The 16,141-nt window shown below is 61.2% G+C and carries 19 protein-coding genes; 15 read left to right on the forward strand and 4 right to left on the reverse strand.

The window, feature by feature from the left end; all coding sequences use genetic code 11:
- Positions 1–22 precede the first annotated feature (22 nt).
- The 5 genes from AAGF34_RS11035 to AAGF34_RS11055 are packed head-to-tail and all read left to right on the forward strand — an operon-like array spanning position 23 to position 6,751.
- Positions 23–1,819, forward strand: coding sequence for an acyl-CoA dehydrogenase C-terminal domain-containing protein (locus AAGF34_RS11035; RefSeq protein WP_342620649.1), 1,797 nt, complete (start codon positions 23–25; stop codon positions 1,817–1,819).
- A 37-nt stretch (positions 1,820–1,856) separates the two neighbouring features.
- Positions 1,857–2,291 (forward strand): DUF2147 domain-containing protein, encoded by a 435-nt coding sequence (locus AAGF34_RS11040; protein ID WP_342620650.1) that lies wholly within the window; start codon positions 1,857–1,859, stop codon positions 2,289–2,291.
- A gap of 48 nt (positions 2,292–2,339) precedes the next feature.
- Entirely contained in the window at positions 2,340–4,757 is a 2,418-nt protein-coding gene (locus tag AAGF34_RS11045) for a 3-hydroxyacyl-CoA dehydrogenase/enoyl-CoA hydratase family protein (RefSeq protein ID WP_342620651.1), read from the forward strand.
- A 1-nt stretch (position 4,758) separates the two neighbouring features.
- Positions 4,759–5,955, forward strand: a complete 1,197-nt coding sequence (locus tag AAGF34_RS11050) for an acetyl-CoA C-acyltransferase (RefSeq protein WP_342620652.1) — start codon at positions 4,759–4,761, stop codon at positions 5,953–5,955.
- Between the two features lie 31 nt (positions 5,956–5,986).
- Complete coding sequence (locus AAGF34_RS11055) at positions 5,987–6,751, forward strand: enoyl-CoA hydratase (protein ID WP_342620653.1); 765 nt, start codon at positions 5,987–5,989, stop codon at positions 6,749–6,751.
- A 55-nt stretch (positions 6,752–6,806) separates the two neighbouring features.
- Here the strand turns inward: AAGF34_RS11055 and arfB are convergent, their stop codons facing one another.
- Complete coding sequence (gene arfB, locus AAGF34_RS11060; RefSeq protein ID WP_342620654.1) at positions 6,807–7,217, reverse strand: alternative ribosome rescue aminoacyl-tRNA hydrolase ArfB; 411 nt, start codon at positions 7,215–7,217, stop codon at positions 6,807–6,809.
- A gap of 75 nt (positions 7,218–7,292) precedes the next feature.
- On the opposite strand from arfB, the gene AAGF34_RS11065 reads away from it, so the two are divergent.
- The 5 genes from AAGF34_RS11065 to AAGF34_RS11085 are packed head-to-tail and all read left to right on the forward strand — an operon-like array spanning position 7,293 to position 8,998.
- Complete coding sequence (locus AAGF34_RS11065) at positions 7,293–7,442, forward strand: hypothetical protein (protein WP_342620655.1); 150 nt, start codon at positions 7,293–7,295, stop codon at positions 7,440–7,442.
- An 11-nt stretch (positions 7,443–7,453) separates the two neighbouring features.
- On the forward strand, positions 7,454–7,933 hold the full coding sequence (locus AAGF34_RS11070; protein ID WP_342621080.1) for a thioesterase family protein: 480 nt from the start codon (positions 7,454–7,456) through the stop codon (positions 7,931–7,933).
- Between the two features lie 23 nt (positions 7,934–7,956).
- Complete coding sequence (locus AAGF34_RS11075; protein ID WP_342620656.1) at positions 7,957–8,412, forward strand: hypothetical protein; 456 nt, start codon at positions 7,957–7,959, stop codon at positions 8,410–8,412.
- A 3-nt stretch (positions 8,413–8,415) separates the two neighbouring features.
- Positions 8,416–8,541 (forward strand): hypothetical protein, encoded by a 126-nt coding sequence (locus AAGF34_RS11080; RefSeq protein WP_342620657.1) that lies wholly within the window; start codon positions 8,416–8,418, stop codon positions 8,539–8,541.
- A 1-nt stretch (position 8,542) separates the two neighbouring features.
- On the forward strand, positions 8,543–8,998 hold the full coding sequence (locus AAGF34_RS11085; protein WP_342620658.1) for a cytochrome c: 456 nt from the start codon (positions 8,543–8,545) through the stop codon (positions 8,996–8,998).
- Position 8,999: 1 nt separating this feature from the next.
- On the opposite strand, the gene AAGF34_RS11090 is transcribed toward AAGF34_RS11085, so the two are convergent.
- The 3 genes from AAGF34_RS11090 to AAGF34_RS11100 all read right to left on the reverse strand — a co-directional run bounded on the left by AAGF34_RS11090 (position 9,000) and on the right by AAGF34_RS11100 (position 10,456).
- On the reverse strand, positions 9,000–9,596 hold the full coding sequence (locus tag AAGF34_RS11090; RefSeq protein ID WP_342620659.1) for a DUF4337 domain-containing protein: 597 nt from the start codon (positions 9,594–9,596) through the stop codon (positions 9,000–9,002).
- Positions 9,597–9,667: 71 nt separating this feature from the next.
- Entirely contained in the window at positions 9,668–9,895 is a 228-nt protein-coding gene (locus AAGF34_RS11095; protein WP_342620660.1) for a hypothetical protein, read from the reverse strand.
- A 150-nt stretch (positions 9,896–10,045) separates the two neighbouring features.
- A complete protein-coding gene (locus AAGF34_RS11100) occupies positions 10,046–10,456 on the reverse strand; it encodes an acyl-CoA thioesterase (RefSeq protein WP_342620661.1) in 411 nt (136 codons plus the stop codon).
- A gap of 41 nt (positions 10,457–10,497) precedes the next feature.
- Here AAGF34_RS11100 and AAGF34_RS11105 point away from each other — a divergent pair, with 41 nt between their 5' ends.
- The 5 genes from AAGF34_RS11105 to AAGF34_RS11125 all read left to right on the forward strand — a co-directional run bounded on the left by AAGF34_RS11105 (position 10,498) and on the right by AAGF34_RS11125 (position 16,107).
- The gene (locus AAGF34_RS11105; RefSeq protein WP_342620662.1) at positions 10,498–12,366 is read left to right on the forward strand and encodes an ABC transporter ATP-binding protein/permease; all 1,869 of its coding nucleotides are present in this window, start codon (positions 10,498–10,500) and stop codon (positions 12,364–12,366) included.
- Positions 12,367–12,709: 343 nt separating this feature from the next.
- Positions 12,710–13,354 (forward strand): TfoX/Sxy family DNA transformation protein, encoded by a 645-nt coding sequence (locus AAGF34_RS11110; protein WP_342620663.1) that lies wholly within the window; start codon positions 12,710–12,712, stop codon positions 13,352–13,354.
- 4 nt (positions 13,355–13,358) lie between these two features.
- Positions 13,359–14,324, forward strand: coding sequence for a LysR substrate-binding domain-containing protein (locus AAGF34_RS11115; RefSeq protein WP_342620664.1), 966 nt, complete (start codon positions 13,359–13,361; stop codon positions 14,322–14,324).
- Positions 14,321–15,361, forward strand: a complete 1,041-nt coding sequence (gene pyrC / locus AAGF34_RS11120; RefSeq protein ID WP_342620665.1) for a dihydroorotase — start codon at positions 14,321–14,323, stop codon at positions 15,359–15,361. Before AAGF34_RS11115 ends, pyrC begins: the two co-directional genes overlap by 4 nt.
- Complete coding sequence (locus AAGF34_RS11125) at positions 15,346–16,107, forward strand: DUF3025 domain-containing protein (RefSeq protein ID WP_342620666.1); 762 nt, start codon at positions 15,346–15,348, stop codon at positions 16,105–16,107. The genes pyrC and AAGF34_RS11125 overlap by 16 nt, the downstream gene beginning before the upstream one ends.
- The last annotated feature ends 34 nt before the right edge of the window (positions 16,108–16,141 follow it).

Here is a 16,141-nt window from a genome sequence, read left to right on the forward strand (position 1 = left end):
GACCCATCAGGAGCCCACCACCATGCCAGCCTATACCCCGCCCCTGCGCGATATGCAGTTTGTAATGCACGAGTTGCTCCATGTTATGGACGACCTGAAGCAGATTCCCAAGCATTCCGATCTGGATACCGATACCGTCAATGCCGTGCTGGAAGAAGGCGGCAAGTTCGCGTCTGAAGTGCTGTTCCCGCTCAATATCAGTGGCGACAGCGAGGGCTGTGCGCTGGACAACACCACGCACGAGGTCACCACACCCAAAGGCTTCAAGCAGGCCTATCGCCAATACATCGATGGTGGCTGGGCGGCCCTGGCATGCGACACCGACTTTGGTGGACAAGGCCTGCCACTGGTGCTCAACCAGATGTTCTATGAAATGCTCAACAGCGCCAACCAGTCCTGGACCATGTACCCGGGTCTGACCCATGGCGCGTACGCGGCCCTGCGCGAGCACGGCACCGACGCACAGAAGCAGACCTACCTGCACAAGATGACCAGCGGCGAGTGGACCGGCTCCATGTGCCTGACTGAACCTCATTGCGGCACCGATCTGGGCCTGATGCGCACCAAGGCCGAGGCGCAGCCCGATGGCACCTACAAGATCACCGGCACCAAGATATTCATCAGCGCCGGTGAACACGACATGGCCGAAAACATCGTGCACCTGGTGCTGGCGCGCCTGACCGATGCACCTCCCGGCATCAAGGGCGTGAGCCTGTTCATCGTGCCCAAGTACCACGTCAATGCCGACGGCAGCCTGGGTGCACGTAATGGCATCCACTGCAGCCGCCTGGAAGAAAAAATGGGCATCCACGGCAATGCCACCTGCCAGATGGTGCTCGAAGGTGCGATAGGCACGCTGGTGGGGCAGCCCAACAAGGGCATGCAGGGTATGTTCGTGATGATGAATGCCGCCCGCTTGGGCGTAGGCAACCAGTCGCTGGGCCTGACCGAAGTGGCGTACCAGAACGCCCTGGCCTATGCCAAGGACCGCATCCAGATGCGTTCACTCTCCGGCCCCAAGTCCAAGGACCAGCCCGCGGACCCCATCATCGTGCACCCGGACGTGCGCAAGATGCTGCTCACCGCCAAGGCCTATGCCGAAGGTGGCCGCGCGCTGCTGACTTTCTGCTCCATGCTGCTGGAGAAAGAGCACTACCACCCGGACGAAAAGGTGCGCAAGGACTCCGCCGAAATGCTGGCCCTGCTGACACCCATCGTCAAAGCCTTCATCACCGACAACGGCTGGATTTCCACATCCGCCTGCCTGCAGGTGTTCGGCGGCCATGGCTTCATCAAGGAATGGGGCATGGAGCAGTACGTGCGCGATGCCCGCATTAACATGATCTACGAAGGCACCAACACCATACAGTCGCTCGACTTGCTGGGCCGCAAGGTGCTGTCCAACAACGGCGCCACGCTCAAGAAGTTCGGCAAGCTGATCGGCAAGCTGGTGGAAGAAGAGGGCGTCAATGAAAAGATGGCCGAGTTCATCACACCCATTGCCATCCTGGGTGACCAGATGACCAAGTTCACCACCGAGATCGGTTTCAAGGGCTTCCAGAACCCGGATGAAGTGGGCGGTGCAGCAGTGGACTATCTACGTGTCGCTGGTCACATGGTGTTCGGCTACTTCTGGGCGCGCATGGCGCAGGTGGCCCTGCGGGAAATTGCCGCGGGCAACACCGACAGTTTCTACGTCGCCAAGCTGCAGACCGCGCGCTTCTACTTTGCCAAGCTGTTCCCCGAGACCGCCACGGCCATGCGCACTGCACGCTCCGGCGTCAAGGTGCTGCTGGACACCGACGCCGCATTGGCCTGAGCGTTTCAAACTGCCACATAACAAAGAGGAGAACCGCATGATCCGTACAGCAGTAGCTTGGGTATTGGCCTTTTCATCCGCATGCGCCATGGCGCAGATGACGCCGGTCGGCTTATGGAAAACCATTGACGACGATGGCAAGACCGAGAAGTCCCTGGTGCGCATCAGCGAGGCAGGCGGCGTACTCACGGGCAGCATCGAAAAGATCTTTGATCCGGCCAAGCAGGACCACAAGTGCGACAAGTGCACCGACGACCGCAAGGACAAACCCCTGCTGGGGCTGAACATCATCCGCAACGTGCGCCAGGATGCGGATGACAAGACCATCTGGACCGGCGGCGAGATTCTGGACCCCGCCAATGGCAAAACCTACAAGACGCGCCTCAAGCCCGTGGACGGCGGCAAGACCATGGAAATGCGCGGCTACATCGGCTTCCTCTACCGCACCCAGGTGTGGCAGCGCGTCGAATAATCCTGCGGCCCTTCGGGCACAGGGGGAAAACAATTGAAGGAGTAATGTGTGAGTCGCTTTAACGTCCGCAAAGTCGCCGTCCTCGGCGCCGGTGTCATGGGGGCGCAGATTGCTGCGCACCTGGTCAACGTGAAGGTGCCGGTGGTGCTGTTTGATCTGCCCGCCAAAGAGGGGCCCAAGAACGGCATCGTCACGCGTGCCGTGGAAGCCCTCAAGAAGCAAAAGCCCGCGCCCCTTGGTGTAGCGGAAGATGCGGTGCTGATTCAGCAGGCCAACTACGAGGAGCACATGGACGTGCTCCAGGAATGCGACCTCATCATCGAGGCCATTGCCGAGCGCATGGATTGGAAGCTGGACCTGTACCAGAAGATTGCGCCGCACATTGCGCCACATGCCATCGTGGCATCCAATACCTCGGGGCTGTCCATCACCAAGCTGAGCGAGGCGCTGCCCGAGGCCATCAAGCCGCGCTTCTGCGGCATCCACTTCTTCAATCCGCCGCGCTACATGCTGCTGGTGGAGCTGATCAACACGCCCACTACCAGCGCGCAGGCGCTGGACGATCTGGAAGCCTTTGTCACCAGCAACCTGGGCAAGGGTGTGGTGCGTGCCAAGGACTCCCCCAACTTCATCGCCAACCGTGTCGGCATCGCCGGCATGCTCTCCACCATGAAGGAGGTGCAGAACTTTGGTTTGACCTACGACGTGGTGGACGACCTCACCGGCAAGAAGCTCGGCCGTGCCAGTTCCGGCACCTTCCGTACCGCCGATGTAGTGGGCCTGGACACCATGGCCCATGTGATCAAGACACTGCAGGACACGCTCAGCCTGGAGACCGACCCGTTCTACGAGAGCTTTGCTACGCCCGAAGTGCTCAAGGCCCTTCTCGAACTCGGCAACCTGGGCCAGAAAACCAAGGCCGGCTTCTTCAAGAAGGTAGGGCGCGACATCCTGCGCTTTGACCTGGCGTCCAAGGACTACGTTCCCGCCGGGGAGAAGGGCGACGAAGTCTACGCACGCATGCTCAAGAAGCCCGCTGCTGAACGCCTCAAGCTCCTGCGCAATGCCGAAGGCGCGCAAGGTCGTTTCCTGTGGGCTATCTTGCGCAACAGCTTCCATTACGCTGCGGTGCACCTGGGCGCCATTGCCGACAACGCGCGCGATGTGGACCTCTGCATGCGCTGGGGCTTTGGCATGAAACAGGGCCCGTTCGAGCTGTGGCAAGAAGCCGGCTGGCTCGAAGTGGCCCGCATGGTCCAGGAGGACATTGATGCGGGCAAGGCGCTGTGCAAGGCACCGTTGCCGGATTGGGTCTTCAAGGGTCCGGTGGCCGAGGCGGGCGGTGTGCACACCCCCCAGGGCTCCTGGAATCCGACCACTGGGCAGTTTGTGCCGGTTCGCCAATTGCCGGTGTACACGCGTCAGCACTTCCCCGAAAGCGTGTTGGGTGCCCAAGCTGCTGACGCCAAGACCGCAGGCACCACCGTGTATGAAGACGAACACCTGCGCCTCTGGACGCTGGGTGCTGCCGGCAGTGCCGATGCCGATGTGCTGATTGCCAGCATCAAGACCAAGATGCATGCCATCGGCCCCGGTGTGGTGGAAGGCCTGCTGCAGGCGCAGGAGCTGGCCGAGAAGGAATACCAGGGCCTGGTGATCTGGTCACCCGACGACATGTTCTCAGCCGGTGCCGACCTGCAGGCCATGCTGCCCGCCTTCATGATGGGCGGTGCGCGCGCCATCCAGGGAGCCGAAGCCGAGATGCAGCAGATGATGCTCAAGCTGCGCTACTCCAACGTTCCCGTGGTGTCCGCCGTGCGCGGATTGGCCTTGGGCGGCGGATGTGAGCTGGCGGTGTACTCCAGCAAACGCGTGGCGGCCATGGAAAGCTACATCGGCCTGGTGGAAGTCGGCGTGGGCCTGGTACCCGGTGCCGGTGGCCTCACCTATATCGCGCGCCGCGCTGCGGAAAATGCCGCAGCATCCACCGGCAAAGACTTGCTGCCCTTCCTCACCGAAGGCTTTACTTCTGCTGCAATGGCCAAGGTCGGTACCAGTGCCCTGGAGTCACGCAAGCTGGGCTATCTGCTGGACAGCGACGTGGTCGTTCCGCACAAGGACGAGCTGCTGTTCGTGGCCATCAACGAGGCGCGTGCCATGGCTGCATCGGGCTACCGTGCACCTCACAAACGCCAGTTCCCGGTGGCGGGCCGCAGCGGTGTGGCCACCATCAAGGGCTCCCTGGTGAACATGCGTGATGGTGGCTTCATCAGCGCACACGACTTCCACATTGCTTCGTTGATTGCCGAAGTGGTCTGTGGCGGCGATGTGGACGCTGGCACCCTGGTGACCGAGGAATACCTGATGACGCTGGAGCGCAATGCCTTTGGTTCTCTGCTCAACAACCCGAAGACGCAAGAGCGGATCATGGGAATGATGTCCACTGGCAAGCCCGTAAGGAATTGAGATGAAACAAGTACAAGACGCCTATATCGTTGCCGCCACGCGCACGCCCATTGGCCGCTCGCACCGCGGCTTCTTCCGCAATACCCGCCCGGACGATCTGCTGGTCAAGGCACTGCAGGCCGTGCTGGCTCAGGCCCCATCGCTGGACCCGCACGCCATCGAGGACCTGATCTGCGGCTGCGCCATTCCAGAGGGGCAGCAGGGCCTCAACGTGGCCCGCATCGGCGCGGTGCTGGCTGGTCTGCCCACCAGCGTGGGCGGGATCACCGTCAACCGCTTCTGTGCCTCCGGGCTGTCCGCCATCCAGATGGCGGCAGACCGCATCCGCGTGGGTGAGGCTGACGTGATGATGGCCGCTGGCGTGGAAAGCATGAGCATGGTGCCCATGACCGGCAATGCGCCTTCGTTTTCACCCGCCATGTTTGCCAATGACGAGAACATCGGCATTGCCTACGGCATGGGCCTGACCGCGGAAAAAGTGGCCAACCAGTGGAAGGTCAGTCGCGATGCGCAAGACGCCTTTGCCGTGGCCTCCCACACCAAGGCACTGGCCGCACAAGCCCGCGGCGATTTTGCAGCCGAGATCACACCGGTGGAAGTAGTGGACCGCAGTGCCAACCTGGAAACCGGTGAGGTGATTGAAAAACGCCGCACCGTGTCGCTGGATGAAGGCCCGCGTGCCGATACGTCCATGGAAGGCTTGGCTAAGCTCAAGACCGTTTTTGCCGCACGCGGCTCGGTGACTGCGGGCAACAGCTCGCAGACATCCGACGGTGCCGGCGCACTAATTCTGGCCAGCGAAAAAGCCATCCAGCAATACGGGCTGACTCCTTTGGCGCGCTTTGTGAGCTTTGCCAGCAAGGGCGTACCGCCGCACATCATGGGCATAGGCCCGATCGAGGCGATTCCCGCCGCATTGCGCTATGCAGGCTTGAAGCAGGACGACATCGACTGGTTCGAGCTCAACGAAGCCTTTGCCGCGCAATCGCTGGCCGTGATCAACACGCTGGGACTGAACGCGGACAAGGTCAACCCGCTGGGCGGCGCCATTGCCCTGGGTCACCCGCTGGGTGCCACCGGCGCCATGCGTGCGGCCACCGTCATCCATGCCCTGCACCGCAACAAGCTGCGCTACAGCATGGTCACCATGTGCGTGGGCATGGGCCAGGGCGCTGCGGGCATCTTCGAGCGCGTGTGATTCAATTCGGGTTTTATTCGGGAACACAGCAATGCAAGAAGTCCTCATCGACAACACCGACGGCGTCATGACCATCACCCTCAACCGGGTGGAAAAAAAGAACTCCTTCACCAACGCCATGTACAGCGCCTGCGCTGAGGCGCTGGATGCTGCCAAGGCCGATGCCAGTGTGCGGGTGGTGGTGTTCCAGGGGCATGCCACGGTGTTCAGCGCTGGCAATGACATCGCGGACTTTCTGAACAGCCCGTCTCCCGGCCTGAGCGCGCCGGTGCTGGGCTTCCTACGCAGTCTGGCATCCTTTCCCAAACCCCTGGTTGCCGCCGTGTGTGGCCCCGCAGTGGGCATAGGCACCACCATGCTGTTCCATTGCGATCTGGTCTATGCCGGTGATAACGCAGCCTTTGCCATGCCTTTTGTGAACTTGGGTGTCTGTCCCGAGGCGGCGTCCAGCCTGCTGGTGCCGCAGATGATGGGCTACCACCGTGCCGCTGAGGCGCTGCTGCTGGGCGAGCCCTTCATGGCCGAGGCCGCCCTGGAAGTGGGCCTTGTGAACCGCATCGTTCCGCCGACCGAGGCCAACGGTGTAGCCCAGGCGCAGGCGCGCAAGCTGGCGGCCAAACCGCTGTCTTCGCTGATGGAGACCAAGCGCCTGATGAAGAAGGGCATGCAGACGCAGGTGCTCGCCGTGATTGACGAAGAGGCCGCCATCTTCGGTCGCATGATGGGCGAGCCCGCGGCGCGCGAGGCTTTTTCCGCCTTCATGGAAAAGCGCAAGCCCGATTTTTCCAAGCTGTAAGCAACGGGTCGTTTGTGTCCGCCCTGCATGTATGCGGGTGGCGGGCAGGCCGCGCTCACTCGTGCGTTACTGACTTGCTGCGCAGGGCCTTGATGCTGGAGCGTTGACTCTTGCCCTCCAGTCGGCGCACTTTGGATGCCTTGGTCGGCTTGGTGGCGCGACGCACACGTGGCGGCTTGGCCACGCTGTTGACCAGTTCATGCAGGCGCGCAAACGCGTCCAGCCGGTTCATGTCCTGGGTGCGGAATTGCTGGGCCTTGATGATGAGCACGCCATCCTGGGTGATGCGGCTGTCGCGCAACGCCAGCAGCCGCTGCTTGACGTCCTCCGGTAGCGAAGATGCCACGATGTCAAAGCGCAAATGAATCGCGCTGGACACCTTGTTGACGTTCTGTCCACCGGCGCCCTGCGCGCGGATGGCGGTCACTGTCACTTCGGTTTCATCAATGGTAAGAGGCGCTGTCATACTCTGCGTATTAGACTGCAAGAGCCCTGAGCCGGGGACGCAGTATTTTCAACCACCACCACGAGGGCAAACGCCATGGCAAAGGGTCAACAGAAATCCAACAAGGAATCCAAAAAGCCGAAAAAGGACAGCTCGCCCCCGAAGCCCGCTTCGGCCCTGAGTGAGCCGGTGCGCCCCACGGTCACTACCTATGTGGCACCACGCGGCAAGATGAAGGACAAGTGAACCCAACGGACATGGTCAAGGCTGAACATTCCATTGTTTTTGAACCCGAGTTCATCCAGGCGGTAACCCATATCTTTGAGGAATCCATCGTCTTCAACAAGACCTTGGGACTGAAGATATCCTCCGTCACCCCGGAGTGCGTCACCGGGACCATAGAAATGCGCCACGAATTGGTGGGCCACCCGAGTTACAACCGGCTGCACGGCGGCGTGATCAGTGCTGGCCTGGATGCCATGGGCGGTGTGGCGGTTCTGGCGGCCATTGGTGCGCGGCATATGGATGAACCGGTGGCCGCACGCCTGAGCCGGTTTGCCAAGCTGGGGACCATCGATCTGCGTGTCGACTACCTGCGACCTGCCATTGGTGAGCGTTTTTCGCTGCGTGCCGAGGTTTTGCGCCTGGGCTCTCGCGTGGCGTCCACCCGCATGGAGTTCCTGGGAGCGGATGGCAAGCTGCTTTCCACTGGAGCGGGCGCGTACATCATCTCTTGACATTGGTGACCGATAATCCGGGGATGAACAAGAAAGACCCTGGCTCTCTGGCGCGCTTTGTGCTGCGCGTGGAATTCATCCCGTACATCGTCTTTACCATCATCGGCATTGCGGTTCTGTATGTGGTGGGCAGCATTGCAGTAAATGCCTTCCACAATGGCAGTCTGATACCACCGCCCACCAAGCTCAATCGCTACGATTGCAGCGCTCCCTCGGGTAATTTCTCCATCATGTACCTGCATGGTACCGACCGGGTGCAAATCAAGTCGTCCAGCGGGTCGCTGGACGGCACCGTGAGCCAGAACCAGTTTGATTGGCAGGGTTTTGCCACGGACCGCAATGTGCTGGGCTTTGCGCCTCCCAAAGAGATCGTGTTTGAAGATTCCAAGAGCCTGCATGTCAGCGGTCCCGACTTGGTGAACGTGGTCTGCAACAACACCGTCGCCGCCACCAGCCAACGCCGCGATATCGCTCCCTGAGCCATGGACCGCAAGGAATACAAGCCCCGGTTTGGCCGCCTGCTGGCGGTATGTGGCCTGGCTGTGGCGTTCTGCGGGTTTCTGGTCTGGTTTGCCAGCACCTACTTGCGTGACTGCTGTGGGCCCTGATATGCGCGGCTTCAAGTTGGTAGCCTGCGTGCTGCTGTGCCTGGGATTGGTCGCCTGCCTGGAACCCGCCAAGGACACGCATCCGGATCAGGTGCTGACCAAGCGACGAGCGCTGTTCAAGCAATTCACCCGAGCCCTGGAGCCCATTGGCCTGGTGGCCAGCGGCCGCAAGGACTTCAAGCAGGACGAATTCCTGGTCATGGCGCAGGACCTGGAAAAGCTTTCCAACAAGCCCTGGGTGTACTTTCCGCCCGATGGCAACTACCCGCCCACACATGCGCGCCCTGCGGTATGGAGCAAGCCCGAGGCCTTCAAGCTGGCTCAGGATCAATACCAGGACGCCGTGCACCAGTTGGTTCTGGCCGCGCAAAAGGGCAAGCTAGAAGACGTGCAACTGGCGGTGGATCATGTGACCAACAGCTGCAAGGCCTGCCACAAGGACTTTCGCTACGAGTAGTTCAGCTCAGCAGCTGAATCAAGGCTTGCGGGTGCAGGCTCAGTCCTGCCAGTCCGGCGGTGCCCATCAAGACGCCAAAGACCGACGGCACCAGCGCCACTGCGAAGAGCAGGGGTAGCTGGGTAAGCGAAGCCACGGCCAGCAGCGAAATGGCAATGGCAATGCTCGCATCGGACAGGTCGAACTGGTCGTCGCGGAAATTCAGCGCGTCATAGGTCTTTTGGTCGTTTTCGGCCTGTGCCTTGAGTTCTGCCTTCTTGGCGGCCTGGTCTTTGACCTGTGCCTCGTAGGTGGCGATTTCCTTCTGCAGCAGTGGCAATTGCGCCGGCGTGGCTGCAATGGCCTGTATCTTGAGCTGGGTCAGCGTGGCATTGCCGATCTCTTCGCGAATGTTGCGAGCCTGATAGTACGACCAGTGGTCAATCTTGTCCGCCTGCGCCTGTTGCATGGCCTGCACGATGTTGTCGTCCTTGACCTTGCAGATGCCCATGAAGGTGGCCAGCAAAGCCACTGTGATGGCGACGGCCGGGTTGAGCCAAGCCAGGCGCGGCTTTTCCGGTTTGGCCGATTCGATGATTTCCATGGGGTCTATATCCATACGCGTAGCTCCTAAACGAAGAAAGGGTACCTGGTTTCCCAGGTACCCTGTTCAAGACGACGGGAAGTCGATCAGTTGGCAGCAGGTGCGGCTGGGGTAGCAGCGGCCTTGGCCTTCTTCGCCTTCTTGGCGTGTTTCTTCTTCATGGGCTTGGCAGCAGAGGCCTCAGCAGCGGGAGCGGCGGCAACAGCAGCAGCGGGTGCAGCGGCAGCCTTGGGAGCCTCGGGGGTAGCAGCGAAAGACAGGGCGGCAACGCCAGTCAGAACGGTAGCTGCGATCAGGGACTTGACATTCAACATGGTTGGTTCTCACTTCAAAAACGATAGTCGCTGTAGCTTCGACCATCTCAAGCGAGCCCCGAGATTTCTTAGGGCTTGTGCTCACAACGGTATGGGGGTCACATCGTTGACCACGTTTACCGTTCATTTACAAAGCCGCTCAAAATGCCGTCAGCTTTTGGGAAGTTCGCGTGGCTTGCCCTGTTCATCTATAGCGACATAGGTCAATAACGCTTCCGTCACTTTGGCGTATTGGCGCTGTGCGAAATAGTGTTCCGCAAAGACCTCCACCTTGACGGTGATGGAGGTGCGACCGATGCGCACCACCTTGGAGAAGAAACTCAGAATGTCCCCCACGCGTACTGGCTGCTTGAAGACGAATTCATTGACCGCCACTGTGGCCATGCGCCCCTGGGTGTAGCGCGCTGGCAGAACCGAGCCGGCCATATCCACTTGCGCCATGACCCAGCCGCCGAAAATATCGCCATTGGCATTGCAATCTCCCGGCATGGGAATCACTTTGAGCACCAGCTCGGCGTCTGTTGGCAGAGAAACCGGTTCTGCGCTTGAATTTCGGGACATAGGCACAATCCTCATCTGTTTACCAAACGGGATTGTCCTTCATGCGCTCTTTCGGCCCTGCTGCCGCCTCAATTCCCCTGCCCACCGCAACGGCAGTGCCGACCAAGTCCCATTCCGACTGGGACACGCTCAAGCGCCTGTTTCCCTACCTCTGGGCGTACAAGGTGCGTGTCATATTGGCGCTGGCCTTCATGGTCGGGGCCAAGATGGCCAATGTGGGCGTGCCACTGTTGCTCAAGAAGCTGGTGGATGCGATGACGCTCAAGCCCGGAGACCCAACGGCGATGCTGGTGGTTCCGGTCGCCTTGCTGCTGGGTTATGGCGCATTGCGATTGTCCACTTCGTTGTTTACCGAATTGCGTGAGCTGGTTTTCTCCAAGGCAACCGAGGGTGCGGCGCGCAGCCTCTCGTTGCAGGTGTTCCGTCACCTGCATGCCATGAGCCTGCGGTTCCACCTGGAGCGACAGACGGGGGGCATGACGCGCGATATCGAGCGTGGTACACGCGGTGTGCATTCGCTCATCAGCTATTCGCTCTACAGCATCATTCCCACCTTGATCGAAGTCACGCTGGTGCTGAGCCTGCTGGCAGTGAAATTCGACATCTGGTTTGCTTGGATCACCGTCGCGGCGCTGGTGATCTACATCGCCTTCACCATCACGGTGACCGAGTGGAGAACCCAGTTCCGCAAGAAGATGAATGAGCTGGACTCCACCGCCAACAGCCGGGCCATCGATTCCCTGCTGAATTACGAGACCGTCAAGTATTTCAACAACGAAGAGTTCGAGGCCAAGCGCTACGACGAGAACCTGCAGCGTTACCGGCGCGCCGCCATCAAGAGCCAGACCACCCTGAGCATTCTCAACACCGGGCAGCAACTCATCATTGCCATTGCGCTCGTGGCCATGCTCAGCCGCGCCACGCAAGGGGTGGTGGACGGACGCATGACCCTGGGCGACCTGGTGATGGTCAACGCCTTCATGATCCAGCTCTACATCCCGCTGAACTTCCTGGGCGTGATCTACCGCGAAATCAAGCAAAGCCTGACCGACCTGGAAAAGATGTTCACCCTGATGGAGCGCGAACGCGAAATTGCGGACCTACCCGGAGCGCAGCCACTGCGATTGCCTGCAGGCGAGGCCAATGTGCGGTTTGACCACGTCACGTTTTCTTACGACCCTGCGGGCAGCGCTGGCGCCGCCAAGGACAAGCCCGCACGCACCATTCTGCATGACATCAGCTTTGATATTCCGGCGGGCAAGACGGTCGCGGTGGTAGGGCCTTCGGGCTCCGGCAAGTCCACATTGGCGCGGCTGCTGTACCGCTTCTACGACGTGCAGCAGGGGGCGATTCTGATTGCCGGGCAGAACATCCAGCGCGTCACGCAGGCGTCGGTGCGCCAGGCCATTGGTATCGTGCCGCAGGACACCGTGCTGTTCAACGACACGGTGGAATACAACATCGCCTATGGCCGCCCCGGCTGCAGCCGCGAAGAAGTGGAGGCCGCAGCCAAGGCGGCCCATATCCACACCTTCATCAGCGGCACGCCCAAGGGCTACGACACCATGGTGGGAGAGCGTGGACTCAAGCTCTCGGGCGGTGAGAAGCAGCGCGTGGCCATTGCGCGCACCTTGCTCAAGAACCCGCCCATCCTGATATTTGACGAGGCCACTTCCGCGCTGGACTCAGCCAACGAGCGTGCCATCCAGGCCGAGCTGCAAAGCGTGGCGCAAAACAAGACTACGCTGGTGATTGCGCACCGCCTGTCTACGGTGGTCGATGCCCACGAGATTTTGGTGATGGATGCCGGGCGCATCATCGAGCGCGGAACCCATGCCGCGCTTCTGGCATTGGGTGGTCGTTACGCCCAGATGTGGGCCCTGCAACAAAATGGCGAATCACCGGAGTGAATCAGGTTTGCGGTCCAGGTGTATCTGCATTTGACCGGGGCGCCAATTGGGGGGCGTTCGGTCCATCGGGGAGATTGGTGCAGTCTGCGTTGAAGTTTGCGCAATCTTCGGGCCGTCGCGTGGCCGGTCGAAATTTGGCGAAATACGCCTTCCAGAATTCGGTGGTGGCTTGCCTGGAATCGTGGTGCAGGAGTCGATCCATGTTCTTGCTCTTTTGATTGCATCTCGGTCGATGGGAACGGTGGTGCAACTCTGGCAGTTGGTGCTCCTTGAGTCTTGATGGAAATTTGATCAGCGTCTGCAGGCAAAATCAGGTCCATTCAACGGGCACGAGGATTCACCTATGGCCAGCTCTCAAAACACCATGGACTATCTCTTGGACGTCCTTTCGGACAGCCACCAGGTCAGTTCGCGCCGCATGTTCGGCGAGTTCTGTCTGTATTACGCGGGGCGACCGGTGGGGCTGGTGTGTGACGACCAGCTTTTTCTCAAGCCCACCGAGCCGGGTCAGTTGCTGATGAAGGACCTGGTGTTTGGCGCACCGTTTCCAGGCGCACGCCCGCATCTGCTGATCAGCGCGGACCTGTGGGACGACCGGGTCTGGATGAACCGCATCGTGCGCGCCACCTTTGACAGCTTGCCGCCACCCAAGCCACCTGCTGCACCCAGGGCGAAGAAAGTGCCGGCAGGTTCAGCCGGCATCCAGTCGCTGGCCAATCTGGGACCCAAGTCGCGCGAGATGCTGGAGGCCGCAGGCATTCGGACGGTGGCCCAGCTGCGCAAGCTCGGAGCGGTGGCAGCATATGCCAAGGTAAAGCAGCGGGATGGCCGCGCCAGCCTGAATCTGTTGTGGGCGCTGGAAGGTGCGTTGACCGATCTGCCATGGCAAACTGTGGCGCATGAGCACCGCACCAGCTTGCTGCTGGCACTGGAGCAATACCAGTCTGAAGTGAAGCGCACGGCCCCCAACAAACCCAAGAAGAAGTAGAACCATGGAAACCAAATGGCTTGAAGATTTTGTCAGCCTGGCTGAGACCCGCAGCTTCAGCCGCTCGGCGCAATTGCGTCACGTGACACAACCGGCTTTCTCGCGGCGCATCCAGTCGCTGGAGGCCTGGGCGGGCACGGATCTGGTGGACCGCAGTTCCTACCCCACGCGCCTCACCCCGGCGGGCGAGACTTTGTATGACCAGTCGCTGGAAATGCTGCAGTCGCTGCAAAGTACGCGTGCCATGCTGCGCGGCCACTCATCTGCGGGGCAGGACTTCATCGAGTTTGCCGTGCCGCACACGCTGGCCTTTACTTTCTTCCCGGCCTGGGTGAGCAGCCTGCGGGAGAATTTCGGCAGCATCAAGAGCCGGTTGATTGCGCTCAACGTGCACGACGCCGTGATGCGGTTGGTCGAGGGCAGCTGCGACCTGTTGATTGCCTACCACCACCAGTCGCAGCCATTCCAGTTCGACAGCGAGCGCTATGAGATGGTGAGCCTGGGCGAGGAAATCGTCGCGCCCTATTCGCGCGCCGACGCCAACGGCCAACCGCAATTCCAGCTGCCCGGCAGGCGTGAGGCGCCGTTGCCGTATCTGGGTTACGCGCCCGGTGCCTACCTGGGCCTGATGGTGGACATGATGCTCAAGGACGCGGGAGATGCCATGCATCTGGACCGTGTCTACGAGACCGACATGGCCGAGGGCCTCAAGGCCATGGCGCTGGAAGGACATGGCATCGCCTTCCTGCCGCAAAGCGCCATCCGCAAGGAGCTGCGGGCCAAGAAGCTGGTGAGTGCGGCGTCGCCCCATCTGCCGCCCCTGCAGGTCAAGCTGGAGATTCGCGCCTACCGTGAACGATCCAGCGGCAAGGAGGGCTTGCGCAACGGCGGCAAACCGCACAAGAGCGCGGCCCAGGCCCTGTGGGAGCACCTGGCCAGCGGCAAAAGTGCGGGGACAATACCCACATGACCAACGCCTTGAACACCCTCACGATCACCCGCCCCGACGACTGGCATCTGCATGTGCGCGATGGCGCAGCCTTGGACACGGTGGTGCCGCACACGGCTGCCCAGTTCGGCCGCGCCATCATCATGCCCAATCTCAAACCGCCAGTGACCACTGCCGCGCAGGCCGTGGCCTATCGCGACCGCATCCGGGCTGCAGTGCCCGCCGGCCTGCAGTTCGAGCCGCTGATGACGCTGTACCTCACCGACAACCTGCCGGCCGACGAAATCGCGCGCGCCAAGGATGCCGGCGTAGTGGCCGCCAAGCTCTACCCCGCAGGCGCCACCACCAACAGCGATGCGGGCGTGACCGACCTGCGCAAGACCTACCAGACGCTGGAAGCCATGCAGCGCTCCGGCATGCTGCTGCTGGTGCACGGCGAAGTCACCTCCAGCGACATCGATCTGTTCGATCGCGAGGCAGTGTTCATCGACACCCAGCTCATTCCCCTGCGCCGCGACTTCCCTGAACTCAAGATCGTCTTTGAACACATCACCACACTGGAAGCCGCCCAATACGTGCAGGAAGCCGGGCCGTACACGGCCGCCACGCTGACCGCGCACCATCTGCTCTACAACCGCAATGCCATCTTCACCGGTGGCATACGCCCGCACTACTACTGCCTGCCTGTGCTCAAGCGCGAAACGCATCGCCAGGCTCTGGTCAAGGCAGCCACCAGCGGCAGCAGCAAGTTCTTCCTGGGTACCGACAGTGCGCCGCATCCGACCCACCTGAAAGAGCACGCAACGGGTTGTGCGGGCTGCTACACCGCCCATGCCGCCATGGAGCTGTATGCCCAGGCCTTTGATGCCGCCGGAGCCTTGGACAAGCTGGAGGGTTTTGCCAGTTTCCACGGTGCCGACTTCTACGGCCTGCCACGCAACGCGGGCAGCATCACGCTTCGGCGCGAAAGCTGGACGCCACCCGAGAGCTTTGCCTTCGGTGAAGCCCAGCTCAAACCCCTGGCTGCCGGTGAGCCCCTGGCGTGGCGCATGGTCTAGAAGCGATTGACTGGGAAGTGCCCTGGCTGCGTCCATGGCGCGTTCCCGGTCAGGCGATTGCCCAGCAGGTGGCTGACGGCCTGTCAGTCGCACAGGCACTGAACGCGGTGCAGAGCGCACCCAAACGCTTTGTGCCGCAGGCGGATCTTCCGGCGAGCGTGGCCTACGAGCAGCACATCTTTGACACCGGCTGTGTTCCTACGCGGGACGGCCTGCATGACTTCTTCAATGGCCTGGTGTGGATGCGCTTCCCCCAAACCAAGCAGCGTTTGAATGCCCTGCAGGCCGAGCAGATCGCGCGCCTGGGCATTCAGCCCGTGCGTGGCCCGGCCCGTGACGCATTGACGCTGTTCGATGAAAACGTGGCCTTGCTGCAGGCACCCGACGCACTGTGGGACGCGCTGGCAGTCAAGGACTGGGAGACGCTGTTTGTCACCGGTCGGGGGCTGTGGTCGCAGGCGCAACTGATCCTGTTTGGACACGCTCTGACCGAAAAGCTGGTGGCTCCGCGCAAATCCATCACCGCCCATGTGTTCCGGGTGCAAACCCCGCAGCCGGAGATTGCGGCGATTGACGAATGGCTGGCGCATGTTTTGAATGCCGAGCTGTTGGCTACCAAGCCATTTGCCCATCTCCCGGTATTGGGTGTACCCGGCTGGTGGCGTGACAACGAAAACAGCGCCTTCTATGCCGATCGCGGCGTGTTCCGCGCCAAGCGGATGGATGCCACAGCTTCCGAGGCCTGAAGCCGCAAAGCCCGTACATTCGCTATGCACTTGA

The sequence above is a fragment of the Rhodoferax sp. GW822-FHT02A01 genome (assembly GCF_038784515.1).
In the GTDB taxonomy this organism is placed as follows: Bacteria; Pseudomonadota; Gammaproteobacteria; order Burkholderiales; family Burkholderiaceae_C; genus Allorhodoferax.

Excerpts from the sequence above, each read along its gene's own strand:
- AAGF34_RS11035 (WP_342620649.1), top strand. The coding sequence starts at position 23 with ATGCCAGCCTATACCCCGCCCCTGCGCGATATGCAGTTTGTAATGCAC.
- AAGF34_RS11040 (WP_342620650.1), top strand. The coding sequence starts at position 1,857 with ATGATCCGTACAGCAGTAGCTTGGGTATTGGCCTTTTCATCCGCATGC.
- AAGF34_RS11050 (WP_342620652.1), top strand. The coding sequence starts at position 4,759 with ATGAAACAAGTACAAGACGCCTATATCGTTGCCGCCACGCGCACGCCC.
- AAGF34_RS11055 (WP_342620653.1), top strand. The coding sequence starts at position 5,987 with ATGCAAGAAGTCCTCATCGACAACACCGACGGCGTCATGACCATCACC.
- arfB (WP_342620654.1), bottom strand. The coding sequence starts at position 7,217 with ATGACAGCGCCTCTTACCATTGATGAAACCGAAGTGACAGTGACCGCC.
- AAGF34_RS11065 (WP_342620655.1), top strand. The coding sequence starts at position 7,293 with ATGGCAAAGGGTCAACAGAAATCCAACAAGGAATCCAAAAAGCCGAAA.
- AAGF34_RS11070 (WP_342621080.1), top strand. The coding sequence starts at position 7,454 with ATGGTCAAGGCTGAACATTCCATTGTTTTTGAACCCGAGTTCATCCAG.
- AAGF34_RS11075 (WP_342620656.1), top strand. The coding sequence starts at position 7,957 with ATGAACAAGAAAGACCCTGGCTCTCTGGCGCGCTTTGTGCTGCGCGTG.
- AAGF34_RS11080 (WP_342620657.1), top strand. The coding sequence starts at position 8,416 with ATGGACCGCAAGGAATACAAGCCCCGGTTTGGCCGCCTGCTGGCGGTA.
- AAGF34_RS11085 (WP_342620658.1), top strand. The coding sequence starts at position 8,543 with ATGCGCGGCTTCAAGTTGGTAGCCTGCGTGCTGCTGTGCCTGGGATTG.
- AAGF34_RS11090 (WP_342620659.1), bottom strand. The coding sequence starts at position 9,596 with ATGGATATAGACCCCATGGAAATCATCGAATCGGCCAAACCGGAAAAG.
- AAGF34_RS11095 (WP_342620660.1), bottom strand. The coding sequence starts at position 9,895 with ATGTTGAATGTCAAGTCCCTGATCGCAGCTACCGTTCTGACTGGCGTT.
- AAGF34_RS11100 (WP_342620661.1), bottom strand. The coding sequence starts at position 10,456 with ATGTCCCGAAATTCAAGCGCAGAACCGGTTTCTCTGCCAACAGACGCC.
- AAGF34_RS11105 (WP_342620662.1), top strand. The coding sequence starts at position 10,498 with ATGCGCTCTTTCGGCCCTGCTGCCGCCTCAATTCCCCTGCCCACCGCA.
- AAGF34_RS11110 (WP_342620663.1), top strand. The coding sequence starts at position 12,710 with ATGGCCAGCTCTCAAAACACCATGGACTATCTCTTGGACGTCCTTTCG.
- AAGF34_RS11115 (WP_342620664.1), top strand. The coding sequence starts at position 13,359 with ATGGAAACCAAATGGCTTGAAGATTTTGTCAGCCTGGCTGAGACCCGC.
- pyrC (WP_342620665.1), top strand. The coding sequence starts at position 14,321 with ATGACCAACGCCTTGAACACCCTCACGATCACCCGCCCCGACGACTGG.